The organism is Sphingopyxis sp. SCN 67-31 (genome assembly GCF_001725095.1).
This window is the reverse complement of record NZ_MEFH01000086.1, coordinates 1-15,462: the sequence shown is the minus strand read 5'-3', so window position 1 is coordinate 15,462 and position 15,462 is coordinate 1. Positions and strand designations below refer to the sequence as shown.

Annotated in this window: 15 protein-coding genes; 9 read left to right on the top strand and 6 right to left on the bottom strand. The window is 67.9% G+C overall.

The features are described from left to right. Positions 1-24: 24 nt before the first annotated feature. The 4 genes from ABS88_RS17765 to ABS88_RS17750 all read right to left on the bottom strand — a co-directional run bounded on the left by ABS88_RS17765 (position 25) and on the right by ABS88_RS17750 (position 7,983). On the bottom strand, positions 25-1,863 hold the full coding sequence (locus ABS88_RS17765) for a ShlB/FhaC/HecB family hemolysin secretion/activation protein (protein WP_158682069.1): 1,839 nt from the start codon (positions 1,861-1,863) through the stop codon (positions 25-27). A 196-nt stretch (positions 1,864-2,059) separates the two neighbouring features. Beyond that, positions 2,060-2,824 carry a hypothetical protein gene (locus tag ABS88_RS17760; protein WP_076074301.1) on the bottom strand — a complete coding sequence of 255 codons (765 nt, stop codon included), beginning with the start codon at positions 2,822-2,824 and terminating at the stop codon, positions 2,060-2,062. After that, on the bottom strand, positions 2,811-4,880 hold the full coding sequence (locus ABS88_RS17755; RefSeq protein WP_083675202.1) for an adenylate/guanylate cyclase domain-containing protein: 2,070 nt from the start codon (positions 4,878-4,880) through the stop codon (positions 2,811-2,813). The genes ABS88_RS17760 and ABS88_RS17755 overlap by 14 nt, the downstream gene beginning before the upstream one ends. Before the next feature lie 4 nt (positions 4,881-4,884). After that, positions 4,885-7,983, bottom strand: a complete 3,099-nt coding sequence (locus tag ABS88_RS17750; RefSeq protein ID WP_104960291.1) for a CHAT domain-containing protein — start codon at positions 7,981-7,983, stop codon at positions 4,885-4,887. Between the two features lie 251 nt (positions 7,984-8,234). Here ABS88_RS17750 and ABS88_RS17745 point away from each other — a divergent pair, with 251 nt between their 5' ends. The 7 genes from ABS88_RS17745 to nadA all read left to right on the top strand — a co-directional run bounded on the left by ABS88_RS17745 (position 8,235) and on the right by nadA (position 13,579). Then, a complete protein-coding gene (locus ABS88_RS17745; protein WP_067111309.1) occupies positions 8,235-8,573 on the top strand; it encodes a DUF1476 domain-containing protein in 339 nt (112 codons plus the stop codon). Between the two features lie 14 nt (positions 8,574-8,587). Then, on the top strand, positions 8,588-8,821 hold the full coding sequence (locus ABS88_RS17740) for a BolA/IbaG family iron-sulfur metabolism protein (protein ID WP_067111308.1): 234 nt from the start codon (positions 8,588-8,590) through the stop codon (positions 8,819-8,821). 49 nt (positions 8,822-8,870) lie between these two features. Then, positions 8,871-9,203, top strand: coding sequence for a Grx4 family monothiol glutaredoxin (gene grxD, locus ABS88_RS17735; RefSeq protein WP_067111307.1), 333 nt, complete (start codon positions 8,871-8,873; stop codon positions 9,201-9,203). Positions 9,204-9,317: 114 nt separating this feature from the next. Next, positions 9,318-10,484, top strand: coding sequence for a GGDEF domain-containing protein (locus ABS88_RS17730; protein ID WP_286750248.1), 1,167 nt, complete (start codon positions 9,318-9,320; stop codon positions 10,482-10,484). A gap of 351 nt (positions 10,485-10,835) precedes the next feature. After that, on the top strand, positions 10,836-11,765 hold the full coding sequence (locus ABS88_RS17725; protein WP_234002571.1) for an MBL fold metallo-hydrolase: 930 nt from the start codon (positions 10,836-10,838) through the stop codon (positions 11,763-11,765). Then, complete coding sequence (locus tag ABS88_RS17720; RefSeq protein WP_104959359.1) at positions 11,762-12,364, top strand: DUF4230 domain-containing protein; 603 nt, start codon at positions 11,762-11,764, stop codon at positions 12,362-12,364. Before ABS88_RS17725 ends, ABS88_RS17720 begins: the two co-directional genes overlap by 4 nt. Positions 12,365-12,589: 225 nt before the next feature. Further along, entirely contained in the window at positions 12,590-13,579 is a 990-nt protein-coding gene (nadA, locus tag ABS88_RS17715) for a quinolinate synthase NadA (protein WP_104959360.1), read from the top strand. 10 nt (positions 13,580-13,589) lie between these two features. Here the strand turns inward: nadA and ABS88_RS17710 are convergent, their stop codons facing one another. Further along, entirely contained in the window at positions 13,590-13,874 is a 285-nt protein-coding gene (locus tag ABS88_RS17710; protein WP_104959361.1) for a helix-turn-helix domain-containing protein, read from the bottom strand. Further along, the gene (locus ABS88_RS17705) at positions 13,831-14,073 is read right to left on the bottom strand and encodes a BrnT family toxin (RefSeq protein WP_234002702.1); all 243 of its coding nucleotides are present in this window, start codon (positions 14,071-14,073) and stop codon (positions 13,831-13,833) included. The genes ABS88_RS17710 and ABS88_RS17705 overlap by 44 nt, the downstream gene beginning before the upstream one ends. A 660-nt stretch (positions 14,074-14,733) precedes the next feature. Between ABS88_RS17705 and ABS88_RS17700 the strand changes: the two genes are divergently transcribed. Continuing rightward, entirely contained in the window at positions 14,734-15,030 is a 297-nt protein-coding gene (locus ABS88_RS17700) for a hypothetical protein (RefSeq protein WP_104959362.1), read from the top strand. After that, positions 15,027-15,221, top strand: a complete 195-nt coding sequence (locus ABS88_RS17695) for a hypothetical protein (RefSeq protein ID WP_076074310.1) — start codon at positions 15,027-15,029, stop codon at positions 15,219-15,221. The genes ABS88_RS17700 and ABS88_RS17695 overlap by 4 nt, the downstream gene beginning before the upstream one ends. The last annotated feature ends 241 nt before the right edge of the window (positions 15,222-15,462 follow it).

Here is a 15,462-nt window from a genome sequence, read left to right as displayed (position 1 = left end):
GATCCTTGCTGCAAAAATCATGGCTCAGCGCCTCCCTGTGCCGGACTGGACGATACCGAACTGGGTGGTCAGCGACACGAGCAGGCGGGGGTCGGGGCGCTGCGTGAGGAATCCCGCCCGGTTGAGCGGCACCGCGAGCGTCACGTCGAGCCGCGCGGCGTTGCCATAGGCGACGCGGACGCCGCCGCCGGCGGAATAGAGCTTTTGCGGATTGAGCCCGTTGAAGGCGCTGTCCTTGTTCCACACCCATGCGGCGTCGAAGAAGGCGAAGGGCTGGAGCGCGAAACTTTCGATATTGGCGGGAACGAACGAGCCCACTCGCGCCTCGAATGCGACCGCGACGCCGCTGTCGCCGATCACCGTGCCGGGATCGAACCCGCGACCGACGGTGAAATTGCCCCCCGAAAACTCCTCATAGGCGAGCAGCGGATCGCTCGCCCATTGCGCGCGCGGGGCAGCCGACAGCGTGAACTGCTTGACCGGACGCCATTCGGCGAGCGCGTTGGCGCGCAGCAGGAAGGCGTCGGGCTTGCCCTCGATCCGGGTCAGCGGCACCGCGCCGGGCAGGAAGCAGGCCGCGCCGCCCGGCCCGCAATCGTCGCTGGCGCCGAGGAAATCGACGCCCTGCCGCGCCTCGATCGACGAGGCGAAGGACCAGAGCGGCTCGGCGGGGCTGTAGCCGTCGCGCCCGGCGATCGCGGCGGGGTCGATCCAGGCGGCATCGGCGCGCAGGTTGAAGACGCGCAGCCGGTCGCGGTTGAGCGGCACGCCGCCGAACCCGATATCCTGGTCGATCAGGTCGAGCCCGCCCGACAGCGTCAGCCGGTGCGCCTGCGCCAGCGCGACGGGGTAGGAGGCGAAGAGGCTGACGATCTGCGTGTTCGATCTGATCGGCAATCCGGCGACGTCGGGCCGCGTCCAGGCATAGGTATAGCTGCCGCCCAGCCGCAGGCCGTCGCCGCCGACGCGGAATTCGTGCGCGAGCTGCACGACCTGCTGTTCCTTGAAGTCGGCGGTCGAATAGATGCTGGCGGTGGTCAGGTCGCCCATACCGGTCAGCCCGGCGACACGGACGCGCGCGACCCCGCCCAGGCGGCCGACGTCGCGCGATCCGAAATTCTGGATATTGGCGTCGAACATCACCGGGGTGCGGGCGACGCGCACCTCGCCGACCACCTCGCCCGGATTGGCGCCGGGGCGCAGCGTCAGCCGCGCATCCATGCCGGGAATGTCGCGCGCCAGCAGCAGATAGCGCTCGGCATCGATGATGTTGAACACCGGCTGATCGTCGAGCCGGGAAAGATAGCGTTGCAGCAGCCGTTCGTTGCTGCCCGCGTCGCCGCGCACCTCGATCCGCGTCATCCGCGCGGCGAGGATGTCGAGCTGAACGATGCCGTCGGCGATCGTCTGCGGCGGAACGCGCACCGCGGCCAGATAGCCCCTGGCGCGCAGGATCGTGGCGGCATGGTCGCGAATGTCGCACACGACCGAGATCGGCCACGACTGGCCGACGCGGTCGGACCAGCTGGCATCGAGCATCGCCGGGTCGATGCCTTCGACGCTGGAGAAGCGGACGCCGCGCAGCGTGATGCGCGTGCTCGCATATTCGGGGTTGGCGAGCGGGCAGGGCGCGCGCTCGATGCTGTCGTCGGCGGCGACGATGCGTTCGCCCGGGGGAACCGCGGGGGGCAGCGACGGCTGCTGGATCTCCTCGCGCGTCGGAACCTGCGGGGTCGCCTGCGCGATCGCGGGGAGCGGACATGCCGCCATGACCAGCCCGGCGGACCAGCCCCATGACCGGCGCCGCCCGGATCGTGTCCGCCGCGCGGTTGCCGGTGCGTCCGATTGCCCCAGATCGATCATGTCCACCCCTTGCGTACTGGCGCGTCCCGGCATGGCCGGCCGCCCCGTCTTGTCGCGTCCGCCGCATCGGCGGCACCGCGAATATACGACCCAGGGAAAGGTTCAGCCGGTTGTGCGGCTGTAATTTTTCCCGGTGCTACCAGATGCATCGGACGGGTTCAATGACCGCCCGATGCCTCCGGCCTCCGGCCGTTCGTCAGCCGCCGGCGGCTTCCGCCTCCGACATCGCGTCGACCAGGCGGTCGAGCTGCGGCGTGCAGCCCTTCGCCATCAGCACGTCGATCGATCCCTCGACGGTGTCGGGCGCCGCTTCGACCTGTGCGAAGCGCACCGTGACCGGCGCGGTCAGGCCGGCGCCCGACAGGCGATAGTCGACGCCATATTGGATCGGCACGGCGTCGGTCGGCCATTTGCGGAAATTGGCGCCCGACACGAAGGCGACGGTTTCGCCGCGGTCGCCATGCTCGATCTTGAGCAGTTCGTCGCTTTCCATGTGCGGGCGCCACAGCATCAGCGTCGCGGGATCGGCGACGCAGAAGGTGCCGCCCTCGCGATAGTCGAGCAGCCACAGGTTCGGCGCGCGCATCTCGGCGGGCACCGGCTCGTCGGGGCCGCGCGAGAATCCGCCGCGCGACCGCGTCGTCGGCCCCTTGGCCAGCATGCGCGTCACCGTCGTGCCCATCGACTGGCTGGCCTGGATCGTGCCCCCGGCGTTGAAGGTGCCCGGCCCCGACAGCGTCCGTGTCCGGCCGCTCTGCATCAGCACGACCTTGTCGCCCGCGACCAGCGTCACCCGGTCGCTCGCCTTCAGCTTCGCGCCGGTCGGATATTTGGCCGCCGACGGTCCGGTCGAGCGCACCACCATCGACTGGGCGGCGGCGGTGCCGGCGAGCGCAACGGCGAGGACAGAGGCGGCGAGGGCCAGGCCGGCACGGCGCATCCGCAAATCAGGACAGAACATAGCTTTCTCCCTTTTCGGTCTCGTTCAGGCGTTCGATCAGGAACAGGATGGCGGCATCCTGTCCGAACTCGCCGGCCAGCGCTGTGGCGCCGGTCACATAGGCTTTCCTATCGCCCGCCGCGTGCGCGGCGACAAGCGCGGCGATGCGGCCGCGCTGCGCGGCGTTCAGGTCGGGGCGCGGCGTGAAGACGTCGACCGGCCGCGCGCGGCCGCGCAGCGTCACCCGTCCCATCGGCACCAGATCGTCGCGGCCCGACCGCTCGGCCGCCTCGGCAGAGATCAGCACGCCGGTCTTCAGGCTCTTGTTCGCCGATTCGAGCCGCGAGGCGGTGTTCATGCTGTCGCCGAGCGCGGTATATTGGATGCGCCCTTCGCCGCCGAAATTGCCGACGATCGCGTCGCCGACGTGCAGCCCGACGCGCGTCATGCCCAGCGGCGGGACGCCCTCGGCCATGTCGACGCGGAATTGTTCCCCCGCCCGATACATGGCGAGCGCGGCGGCGGCGGCCTTTTCGCCGTCGTCGGGGCGGCCGATCGGCGCTCCCCAGAAGGCGACGACGGCATCGCCGACGAACTTGTCGATCGTCCCGCCATGGTCGAGCACGATGTCCGACAGCCGGTCGAGATATTCGTTGAGCAGGCGCGCCACCGTTTCCGGCGTCGTCGCGTGGCTCAGCTTGGTGAAGCCCTCGAGGTCGGTGAACACGCAATAGATGGTGCGCCGCTCGCCGTGCAGCGAAAGCTGGTCGGGGTCGCGCATGATCTGCGCGGCGACGTCGGCGGGCAGATATTTGCCGAGCGCCGACTGCGCGAAGGCGCGCTGGCGCGACCCGATGGTGCGCGCCGCGGTACCGACGGCGGCATAGCCGAACAGCCAGCCGAGCGCCCAGCCGAAGGCGGGCAGGGTGGTGGTGTCGATGCCGCGCCCCTGGAACCAGAAGGGGACGACGACGAAAAAGGCCATCTGGACGAGGAAGGCGAGCGCCACCCAGCGCGCGCGCACGTCGATCAGGCTGGTCAGCCCGCCCGCCAGCACGACGAGCAGGGCGAGCGCCCACAGCAGCGCGCCCGGAATCGGCGTCGTCCACGCCCCGTCGAGCTGCTGCGCGAGCATATGCGCGTGGACCTCCAGCCCAATCATCGTTTCGTGCAGCCCGGTCAGCGGGTCGGTGAAGCGGCTCATCGGCGTATTGAACTGATCGTTGTCGATGATGTCGCCGCCGATCAGCACATAGCGTCCGCGCACCAGCTCCGACAGGCTGGCGCGCAGGTCGGCGTCCATGGGCATAGCGAAGGTGTCGATGGGCAGGTTGGCGAACACCGGCTCTTCCTGCCCCGCGGTCGCGCGCGCCGGGGTCAGAAAGCGGATATTGCCCTGGAAATCGGCGTGTGCCGCGTCGACCGGCGCCAGCGCGTTCGCCATCAGCGGCGGCAGCGTCTTCGGCCGGTCGGGCCAGGTGCGGATCACCCCGTCGCCGTCGGTGCGGAACAGCACGCTCGTCGGCTTCGTCGTCGCGGTGGCGACGTCGGCGATGAAGGTCTGAAGGAACCTCTGCTGTTCGTAGAAGATCGTGTTCGGATTGCTCGCCTGCTCGGCATAGGCGAGCCACGTCGGCGTCCGCATCGCGCGAAGCTGGCTTTTCAGTAGTGGATCGTCGGGGCGCGGCGAATCGAAGGCGATGTCGATGCCGATCGCCTTTGCCCCCATCTGGTCGATATTGGCGAGCGCGCGCGCGAGCAGGGTGCGGTCGAGCGGCGAGCGGATGCCGGTGTTGAACAGCGTCTCGTCGTTGTAGGTGATCAGGACGATGCGCTTGTCCTGCGCGACCTTCGGCGCCATCAGCGTCGCGCGCGCATCGTAGAGCGCCCGCTCGGCATCGTTGATCAGCGGAATCTGCCAGCTCGTCCGCGCGATCAGCACGGCGAGCAACAGGAACAGCAGGGTCGCCGCCATGCGCGACGGCCCAAGCTGCGTCGCCAGCCGCCGCAGGCGCTTGCCCAGCGGAACGGTGGCGGGCCGTTCGGCCGCGTCGGGGGATGCCTGCGGTCGCGTCATCGGTTCAGCGCGCGGCGCGGCCTGCCGGGACGATCGGTGCCGGCGTCGGTGCCGCGCCATCGTGCAGCAGCGGCTGGCCGCCGTCGCCGACGATCGCGAAACCCGCCCAATAATAGGGGTGCGAGGTCTGTTTGTCGTCCATCAGCCGCATCTGCGTGGCGGCGAGCGCGTCGGCGATGCTTTCGCCCTGCGGTGCGGCGAACAGCCCGCCGATCAGCCGCTTGGTCGCGTCGAAATCGTCGGGCGCGGGCCAATGGCTCGCGATCACCGAACGGCCGCCGGCGCCGATGAAGGCGCGCACCAGCCCGTCGAGCGCGTTGCCGCCGCCGCTCGCGACCCCTGCCTCGCGCGTCGCCGACACCGACGCCGCGCCCGCGGTGTCGCAGGCCGACAGGATGACGAGGTCGGCGTCGAGCTTGAGGTCGAAAATCTCCTGAAAGGTCAGCAGCCCGTCCGAATCGCCGTCGCCGAACGATGTCACCAGCGCCGGCCGCGCGGGGCAGGAGGGGCGCGGTGCCGTCACCAGCCCGTGGGTGGCGAAATGGATGATGCGATAATCGCCGAGGTCGGTGCGGGTCTTGACCGCGGTGTCGGTGAAGGCGCTGCCGGTCAGCAGCATCGCCGCCTCGGGACTCATCCGGCTCTTCGCCTCGACCAGTTCGTCGGCGGAGATCGGGCGACCCCATTGGCCGATGTCCCAGCGGCACTCGGCGTCGCTGCCGATGGCGCCGCCTGCGCCGCGGGTGCCGAGCGACGGCAGCAGGCCGGCGACGGGCGCATTGTGGCCGAGCCCGAAATATTGCTTGGCGGCGCTCGACGGCGCGGTCTGGCGGGCGTTGTGGAAGGCGAGCGCGGACACGGCGGTGCTCGGCCGGACGGTGCGGCCCAGCCAGGCGATCCGGCGCATGTCGAACGCATCGGCATTGGGGTCGAGCAGTCGCTGTTCATAGTCGGCGAGCCCGGTGTCGGAGGTGACGAGCAGGGTGATCGGCAGGCGCAGCATCGCGCCGTCGGGTTCGAAGATCAGATGCGGGATTCCCGGCAGGCGATCCGCCACCGGTCCGAACAGCTGCGCATAAAGCTTGCGCGCCGTCGCGGCGTCGAAGGGATAGGTGACGCGGCGCCCGTTCTCGACCGTCGAGATGGTCGACCGGATCGCGTCGACCGCGCTTTCCAGTCCTCCGGCGCCGATATCGGCCTGCCACAGCCGCGCCGCGCCGCGATCGATCAGCATGGCATAGACGGCATCGCCGACGACGAGCATCTTCAGATAGGCCTCGTCGGACCGCAGCGTGCCTTGCAGGTCGGCGAGGTCGATCTTGCCCGGTGTCACCGCGCGATATTGCGGAAAGGCCGACAGGCGCGTGACCGTTTCGGCCTGCTGGGTCGACAGATTGTCGAGCTGGGTGCGCAGGTCGGCGCGCAGTGCGCCGATTTCCGGCGTTGCGGGCATCTGCGCGAGCCGTGCATCCTCGATCCGCGCGCGTTCGATATCGCGGCTCAGCGTCGTCGCCTGGCGGAACAGCGCCGCGCCCTCGTCGCTGCCGCTCGACAATTCGCGCGCCAGCACCGCCTGCGTATCGGCGACGCCGGGACGGACCTGGAGCTGGCTGGCGACGAAGAAATCGCCGACCGCCGCGGGATCGCTCGCGGCGCGCTCGGTTAGCAGCCGGTAATAGGGGGCCATCATATTGGCCATTCCCGCCGTCGAACGCTGCGAATTCGCCAGCGACGCCACCACGTCGCGATAGATGCCGAGCGCTTTGTCCGGTTGGCCGTTGCGCGTCAGGAAGGCAGCGTAGCGCGCGCGCGCCGAAGCGAGCGCGGTGGTTTCGGGATATTCGACCGCGAGCGCCTGCACCGATTGCTGGAAACGCGCGTCGGCGTCCGCGATCTCGCCCATCGCCTCTTCGCTCAGCGCCAGTTCGCCGAGCATCTGCGAGCGCAGGCGGACGATCGAGGTCACGCGGCCTTCGCGCACCGCGAGCGCCTCGTCGAGGCCGCGGAGCTGCGCGGTCTTCGCAGCGGCGGCATTGCCGCGCAGCCGCTCGACGGTGCCCAGCAGGTGCGTCGCCTGCGCGTCGATGATCCGCGCGCGCTCTGCCGGGGTCAGCCGTTCGCGGTCGGAGGTCTGGCGGATCGCGCGTGCGCTCGCGCCGCTGTTGATGCCGGCGGCGACCTCCGGAGTCAGCGTCACCGTGCCGTCGGCGGCCGCCGCGGCGGTGGCGAACGACGGCAACGGCGCCTGCAGCAATTCGGCGGCAGCGTCATACTGGTGGCGGTTGAGCGCGTCGATCGCGCGGAAATTGCGACGCAGGCGAAGCTGGACCGGGTCGCTGGTCGGGATCGCCTCGACCTCTGAGAACAGCCGCTCGGCCTCCGCGAATTCGCCGAGGTTCGATTTCTGCAGCGCGCGGTTCAGGATGAATTCGGTGGGATCGAGGTCGGCCGCCGCCTGTTCCTCCGCGGTGCGGCGCGACAGCGCCTCGAAGAATTCGGCCGCCTCGGCATAGTCGCCGCTGTGGTTGCGGCGGTATCCCTCGGCAAGAGCCTTGTCGATGTCGATCGCTCCCGCCAGCGTGCGCGCGAAGCCGTCGTTGCCGCCGATCGATGTCGTCGCGGCCCTGATGACCCCCGGGACGATCCGGCGGGTGCGGATCGATTCGAGCGCCAGCGTCAACGCGTCGTCATAGGCGGCGAAGCCCTCGACGGCATAGGCGGTGTTGCCGTCGGCCTCGATCCGCGTCCGCCACGCGATGGCGCTGTCCTTGACGGTACAAGCGTCGGGGGCGGTGCAGGCGATCGTCCCCGCGCGCGCCTTCTCGATTCGCGCCAGCGCTTCGGCGGGGGTGGCGCGCAGCATGCGGACATGGCCGACGGGCTGGCTCGCGTCGCGGCACAGGATCGTCCACGCGCGGTCGAACATGCCGTCGATCACCGGGTCGCGGACCGTCGCCTGCACCTCGCACAGCGACCCGCCCTGGCTGCCGATCGAGAAACTGTCGCGCAGCGTCGGATCGTCGCCCTGCGCCGCGACCGCGCACGGCGCCGCAAGCGTCGCGAGGGCGAGCGCCGGCAAGAGGTTGGAACGTCGCGCGGTCATGGTCAAATCCCCCATACAGGCCGGTTGTGCCCGGCCGTCGCTTTGCGACGAGGCGCAGTCTTCATCGCTGCGGTACGACCCCATTCCCGTCGCCGCGGACCCTAAACCCTTCGTTCGAAAAAAGGAAGTGATCTGCCGCACAGTCCGGCGGGGCGGGATAACCGTTCGTTGCCGCACAGGCGGCTTGCGCCCGGCACGGGGGCGACCTATCTGGGGCCGACAGGCTCTCAGGCTCTTTTCGTGAGGACAAGATGACGCAATTCGATGATCGCAAGCGTGCCTTTGAAGCGAAGTTCGCGCGCGACCAGGAAGTCCAGTTCCGCATCACCGCCCGCCGCAACCGGCTGGTCGGCGAATGGGCGGCCGAACGCATGGGGCTGACCCCCGAAGAGACCGACGCCTATGCGAAGGCGGTCGTGCAGGCCGATTTCGAGGAAGCGGGCGACGAGGACGTGATCCGCAAGCTCGCGGGCGATCTCACCGCCGCGGCGGTCGAGATCAGCGATGCGGAGATCCGTGCCGTGCTCAACGACAAGACGGCCGAGGCGCGCCGCCAGTTCATGGACAGTCTGGACGGCAGCCAGGGCTGAGGAGGGGCAGCGCGATGGCGATGCACGAGGCGGATTTGCGGGCGGCGATCACGACGGCCTTTCCGGGTGCCGAGGTGACGATCACCGACCTTGCCGGCGACGGCGATCATTTCGCGGCGCATGTCGTGTGCGAATCCTTTCGCGGCATGACGCGCGTCGCGCAGCACAAGGCCGTCTATGCCGCGCTCGGCGGCCGCATGGGCGGCGAACTTCATGCCTTGCAATTGACCACCGCCATCCCTTCATAAGGGGTATCCCGCGTATTTTTCGGCGCACCCGCGCCATCGGAGGCATATCATGAGCGACCCCACCGTCCACGACCGCATCGCGAAGCTGGTCGCCGATCATCCCGTGCTGCTGTTCATGAAGGGGACGCCGCTGTTTCCGCAGTGCGGCTTTTCCTCGCGGGCGGTCGCGATGCTCGACCGGCTCGGCGTCGCCTACGACTCGGTCGACGTGCTGCAGGACATGGAAATTCGCCAGGGCATCAAGGAATTCTCCGACTGGCCGACGATTCCGCAGCTTTATGTGAAGGGCGAATTCGTCGGCGGCAGCGACATCATGATGGAGATGTGGGAGGCCGGCGAACTGCATCAGCTGATGGACGACATCCCGGCGCGTGCGGAATAGGCGGCATCCGGGTCGGTGCGGCTTTCCCGGCTGGAAGGATCCGGCTAACGCATAGGTGACTCCATGCAGGCAGCGGAAGGTCGCTCCGTCGCCATTGACGAGATGGATCGCGAAATGGAGCGCGGGCTGCGGCGCCTGCGTTTTTCCGATCCCGTCGAAGCGGTCTTCCTGCGCGAATATCTGAAAAGCCGCGCCCGCATGGTGCCGCTGTGGGCCTTCCTCGGCACTCTGCTCTATCTGGTGGCGATCCTCGGCGACCTCAGCATGATGCCCGACGTCGCGCCGACGGTCATCGCCCTGCGCCTCGGCCTGTTCCTGCCCTACGCCGTCGCGGTGGTCTGGATCATGCGGAGGTGGCCTTCGCCCGCGACCTACGACCGGCTGGCGCTGGGGGTCGGCCTGCTCGGCCTGTCGCTGCCGATGGCGATGCTGGTCTTTTCGCGGAGCGACCATCTCTTCGTCTATCAGACGGGCAGCGTCGGCACGCTCGCCTTCTTCGTCATCGTGCTCCGCCCGCGCTTTCCGACCGTCCTCGCGGGGCTGGCGGCGATGGTCGCGATCCAGATCGCAACGACGGGCCTCAACGGCAGCTTCGACGCCGTGACCTATTCGGGTATCGTGTCCTTCCACATCACGCTCGGCATCTTCCTCGCGCTGTCGGCCTATTTCGCCGAGCGGGTCGACCGCCAGAATTTCCTCAACCGCCTGCGCGGGGAAGCGTTGCAGGCGCAGTTGACCGCCCTGTCGGAACGCGACCCGATGACCGGGCTTTACAACCGCCATTCGCTGCGCCGGTCGCGCCACGCGATCTGGGCGCCGGGGACGGCGCGTACCATCTCGCTGCTGATGCTCGATATCGACAGCTTCAAGCTCTACAACGACGTCCACGGCCACGTCGACGGCGATGCCTGCATCCAGCGAGTGAGCGACATCGTGCGCAAGCAGGTGGACGAACAGGGCACGGTGTTCCGCTATGGCGGAGAGGAGATACTGATCCTTCTGCCCGATACCGGCCAGGCGCCCGCCCTGTCGGTGGCCGAGGCCATTCGCCAGGCGATCGAGGGCGCGGCGATCCGTCACGACGGCTTGCCGGGCGGCGGGGTCGTCACGGTCAGCCTGGGCGTCGCGACGGGCCGCACCGACGCGGACGATCTGGAGGAACTGCTGCGGCGCGCCGACACTGCACTCTATGCGGCGAAGGGGGCGGGGCGGAACCGGGTGCGCCTCGCCGATCCGGAAGCGCCGCTGCCCGCATCGGCGATCGGGCGGCCGTCGCCCTGAACGGTTCCGAAAAAGCAACCGGGGGGCGGGGCCGTTCGGCCGCTCCGCCCCCCTTTTGCCTTTGGGGGTAAGTGGGGATGTCCCGGTGGGGGCAGGGGGTAGCGGGGACCAGACCGATACCCCCTGCCGCTCCATTGAGCGGAACACTCGGGAACGGAATATGCCATACAAGCGTCGTGCCAGATCGGCGAGTGCGCGGATTTGCAGGGTTACGCTGGTTAGCGAAACCTTGCCGGCGTGCCGACCTGTCAAATTTTCCGACAGGCCTCGCGGCCGTGGGCGCCGCCGGGCGAGGGTGTCGCGCCCCCTTTCTGTCGCCCGGCCCTTTTCCTTTCGGTCCGGCGATGCCACATGGGCGCCGTGACCGACGAAAAGCCCTGGCCCGACACGATCCACGCCGGCGAGTGCGAGCAGCACGAGCCGCTGGTCCGGCGCGTGCTCGCGCCCAATCCCTCGCCCTATACCTTCACCGGCACCCAGACCTGGCTGGTCGGGGCGGGCCGCGACGTCGCGGTGATCGACCCCGGCCCGACCGGATCGGGAATGAGCATCGGCGATCCGCCCGACGCCAACGGCGCCGGTCATGTCGACGCGATCCTGCGCGCGGTGGAGGGGCGGCGCGTCGCCGCGATCCTGTGCACCCACACGCACCGCGACCACAGCCCGGCGGCGCGTCCGCTGAAGGAGGCGACCGGCGCGCCGATCGTCGGCTGCGCCCCGCTCGCGCTGTCCGACGATGGGCCGCGCGCCGATTCGGCCTTCGACCCCGATTATGCCCCCGACCGCGTCCTCGCCGACGGCGAGCGCGTAGCCGGCGACGGCTGGACGCTCGAAGCGGTGGCGACGCCGGGGCACACGTCCAACCACCTCTGCTTCGCGCTCGTCGAAAGCGGGGCGCTGTTCACCGGCGATCATGTCATGGCCTGGTCGACCAGCGTCGTCAGCCCGCCCGACGGCGACATGGCGGCCTATATGGCGAGCCTGCAGAAGCTCTACGAGCGCGACGACCGCGTCTATTATCCCGCGCACGGCCCGGCGGTCGCGAAGCCGAAGCAGCTTGTTCGCGGCATGCTCGGCCACCGCCGCCAGCGCGAGCGGCAGATATTGCGGGAACTCGAACAGGGCGTGCGCGTGGTGCCCGACATGGTGAGCCATATGTACAAGGGTCTCGACCCGCGCCTGACCGGCGCCGCCGGCCGTTCGGTGCTCGCGCACCTGCTCGACCTCGAGGCGCGCGGCCGCGTGCTGCGCGACGGCGACGCCTGGAGCCTCGCGGCGTGAGCCGGGGCGCCTTCCGCATCCTGATCGTCGTCCTGTTGGCGGCCGCGATCTTCCTCGGCTGGCGCGCGTGGGACGGCTGGCAGAAGAGTTATGATCCCGAAACGGTCGTCGCGGCGAGCCTGCAAGGGCTTCAGGAACAGAATGTGCTGGTGCCCTTCACCGCGCGCTATGTAGCGGTGGTGACCTCGACACAAAGCCGCCTGGGGCTCAGCGCGAAGAAGACGCTGATCATGCCCGGCACGGTACGCTACGAACTCGACCTCGGCAAACTCAAGCCGTCGGACCTCGACTGGGACGCGGCGGCCGGTACGCTCACCGTCGCGCTGCCGCCGCTGCGCCTCGCGGGGCCGGAGATCGATATCGACGCAATCAGCGAGTTTCGCGACGGCGCGATCCTGCTGACGCTCACCGATGCCGAGGCGGTGCTCGACGCCGCCAACCGCAAGGCGGCACAGGAAGAACTGATCAAGCAGGCGAAGGGATCGACCCCGATGCGCCTCGCCGAAGGCGCCGCCCGCGCCGCGATCGAGCAGAGCTTCGCGATGCCGCTCAAGGCCGCGGGGATCGACGCGAAAGTGACGGCGCGCTTCGCCAATTGATCTCCCCTCCCGCTTGCGGGAGGGGCAGCGAGACTTGCGAGCTGGCTCGTTAGTCGCAGCGGGGTGGGTTAACCGCATCGCCGCCGGCCCACCCCCGACCCCTCCCGCAAGCGGGAGGGGAGATATTGTGTCGACCGATCGCATGAATTGCCCTGCCGCTGGGCAGCGTGTAGGGGAACGCGGCCCCCGATGGCGAGGGGGCCAGGACCAGATAAGGATAAAGCCATGACTGCTCCCATCCGCGAAAATCTTTCGGGCCTCGACCTGCGCGCCGAGATCGACCGGCTGCGCAAGGAACGCAACGCCGTGATCCTCGCGCATTATTACCAGAAGCCCGAGATTCAGGATCTTGCGGATTTTGTGGGTGATTCGCTGGAATTGTCGCGCAAGGCCGCCGAGACCGACGCCGACGTCATCGCCTTTTGCGGCGTCAAGTTCATGGCGGAGACGGCGAAGATATTGTCGCCCGAAAAGATCGTCGTGCTGCCCGACATGGATGCGGGATGCAGTCTCGAGGACAGCTGTCCGCCCGAGCAGTTCGCGCGTTTCCGCGCCGCGCACCCCGACCATATCGCGCTGACCTACATCAACTGCTCGGCGGCGGTGAAGGCGCTCAGCGACATCATCGTCACTTCGTCGAGCGCCGAGACGATCATCGGCCAGCTTCCGCCCGAGCAGAAGATCATCTTCGGACCCGACCGGCACCTCGGCGGCTATATGAACCGCAAGTTCGGGCGCGACATGCTGCTGTGGCCGGGCGTGTGCATCGTCCACGAGGCGTTCAGCGAGACCGAACTGCTCAAGCTGAAGGCGCAGCACCCCGACGCGCCGGTCGCGGCGCACCCCGAATGCCCGCCCTATATCGTCGACCATGCCGATTATGTCGGATCGACGAGCGGCATCCTGCAATTCGCCAAGACCTTCCCCGGCGACACGCTGATCGTCGCGACCGAACCGCACATCATCCACCAGATGGAAAAGGCGCTGCCCGAAAAGAATTTCATCGGCGCGCCGGGCGCCGACGGCAATTGCAACTGCAACATCTGTCCGTACATGGCGCTCAACACGATGGAGAAGCTCTACCTCGCGCTGCGCGACCTTCAGCCGCGGATCGAGCTGGACGAGGAATTGCGCCTGGGCGCGAAGAAGAGCCTCGACCGCATGCTCGAAATGGCGTCGGGCACCATCGGCAAGGGGGATTTGGGGCGGGCGTAAGCCGTGAGGGCTACCCCGCCACCGCCCGCTTCGTCATCTCCGGTTCCGCCGCAATCACCTTGAGGTAGGCGCGTACCGCCGGGGGCGGCATGTGGCGGCCGATCTCATATTGGCGGATATTGGCGACCGGAATGCCATAGGCTTGCGCGAACTCGTCCTGGCTCATGCCCAGGCGATTGCGGAGCATGCGGATGCGGCGGCCCATCAATCCGCGTTCGAGCCCCGCAACGCTGACGTCGCGGTCTTCCGGGTCATTTCGATCCGCCGGGATCGCTATGATAGTCTCTTTGTTCACGTGCATTGCTCCGTCTGACCGAAATCAGCCTGACCACACCGCCGCGCCATACATGGACTGCGGTATGGAGTTTGCCGTCGACAAGACCGATTGCCTTGTACCGTTCTTCCTCATCCCGATTCGTATCGTGGGGACGATGACATGCGCCGGATCGTCGAAAATGCGCTTGCCGAACAGGAGCGGCAGTCGATGCTTGAATCGCTTTATGCTGTCCTTGTCGACGTCATAATCGAAATCCATGCGATACTATATGTGTTTTACACAGTGAAAGCAAGCGAGTCGCGTCGATCGAGTCGGGCTACGACATGAAACCCAAGGCGATCCGAATCCGAAAATGCTGCGCTCTTGTTACAAAAATGCTGCGCAGCAAAGCCAAGTTGCTAATGCCGGACTTATCCACAGGCGCGGGCGCTCGAAAGGGCGATTCCGCGCTTTTTCTGTTGGCGGCGGCGGCGCTTCGTGACAGCTTCCAATCATCGGACGACAGAGACGTCGGACCGCCGGGACGGAAAGACTGGTTGCAAGACCAGTCGGACGGAAACGGAAGGGTCGGACGACGAAACGACCGATAGCCCGATCACGGAACGCGGATATTCCCACGAGTTGAAGCGAACCCGATCAGGCGATTGGAAGGCAGACCATCGCTCGGGAAAGGCGACTGCTTCGGCAGATGCCGGACGAGATGACGAAGGGCCTTCCGGTGAGGCCGGCCCCCGCAAGGGGGCCGACCGAACCGTCGCCGGATTGTTCCGGCGCGCGTCACGGCGCCTCGTTTGGCGGTTTGCTGATCGCAAGACAGCGGACCGGGATGGGGCAGGCGGCAGCGCAGGACAAAACCGGATAGTGGGGGCTGGCAGCGATGCCGGCCCCCATTTCGTTTCGTCGCCGGCGTTGCGGCGGCATTTTCCATTCCTGTTCCGCGGGCGATCAGGCCTACCGCGACAAAGCGGAGTTGGAGGCGATGGAAACGCGCGATCCTGAGGCGATCGCGGCGCAGAGGCTTCTCGAAAGAGGTGTGGAACAGCATCGGCTCGACCAGATCCGGGCCGAGGAGGCAAAGGCGATGGAACGCGCTGTCGAGCATGCGTTATCGGCCACCAAGCCCGGGCCCGAGCGAATCTTCGAAGGACTGTTGAGCGCGGGAGGCGCTGCATGAGCGATCGGCCGGCCAATGGCGTGCGTACGCTGAGTTACCGCGCGGCGCTGCGCGAGGCGCTGATCGAGGAGATGCAGCGCGACGAGCGCGTTTTCATGATAGGGCAAGATTTGTCGTCACCCGCGAGCGGCGAAGCCGCGCGGCAATCCGGAGCGTGGGCGGGCCGCGCTGGATTGCTGCGCGCGGTTTAGGGTCAGGGCCCATTAATTTGCCGTTCGAGGTTTGAAGCGATTTTGCTCAGGGCGAGGAAGCAAGACGCGGGAATATGTCGATATTTCAAGACTTGCCGACGAAGCCATGGGCAAAATCGGTCAAATCCCGCAGGGACGCCGAAATGGCTTCGATCTCAGGCTCGTGCGGCCTTGCGGGTAGCGATGCTACCCGCTGCGTCCGCCCAAGCCCGATATCTTCGCCATTTCGACGCCTCGAACG

Bases quoted from the DNA above. Each gene is read 5' to 3' on its own strand.
- ABS88_RS17760 (WP_076074301.1), bottom strand. From the start codon at position 2,824: ATGTTCTGTCCTGATTTGCGGATGCGCCGTGCCGGCCTGGCCCTCGCC.
- ABS88_RS17745 (WP_067111309.1), top strand. From the start codon at position 8,235: ATGACGCAATTCGATGATCGCAAGCGTGCCTTTGAAGCGAAGTTCGCG.
- ABS88_RS17695 (WP_076074310.1), top strand. From the start codon at position 15,027: ATGAGCGATCGGCCGGCCAATGGCGTGCGTACGCTGAGTTACCGCGCG.
- ABS88_RS17740 (WP_067111308.1), top strand. From the start codon at position 8,588: ATGGCGATGCACGAGGCGGATTTGCGGGCGGCGATCACGACGGCCTTT.
- ABS88_RS17750 (WP_104960291.1), bottom strand. From the start codon at position 7,983: ATGACCGCGCGACGTTCCAACCTCTTGCCGGCGCTCGCCCTCGCGACG.
- ABS88_RS17730 (WP_286750248.1), top strand. From the start codon at position 9,318: ATGGAGCGCGGGCTGCGGCGCCTGCGTTTTTCCGATCCCGTCGAAGCG.
- ABS88_RS17765 (WP_158682069.1), bottom strand. From the start codon at position 1,863: ATGATCGATCTGGGGCAATCGGACGCACCGGCAACCGCGCGGCGGACA.
- ABS88_RS17700 (WP_104959362.1), top strand. From the start codon at position 14,734: ATGCCGGCCCCCATTTCGTTTCGTCGCCGGCGTTGCGGCGGCATTTTC.
- ABS88_RS17755 (WP_083675202.1), bottom strand. From the start codon at position 4,880: ATGACGCGACCGCAGGCATCCCCCGACGCGGCCGAACGGCCCGCCACC.
- grxD (WP_067111307.1), top strand. From the start codon at position 8,871: ATGAGCGACCCCACCGTCCACGACCGCATCGCGAAGCTGGTCGCCGAT.
- ABS88_RS17725 (WP_234002571.1), top strand. From the start codon at position 10,836: ATGGGCGCCGTGACCGACGAAAAGCCCTGGCCCGACACGATCCACGCC.
- nadA (WP_104959360.1), top strand. From the start codon at position 12,590: ATGACTGCTCCCATCCGCGAAAATCTTTCGGGCCTCGACCTGCGCGCC.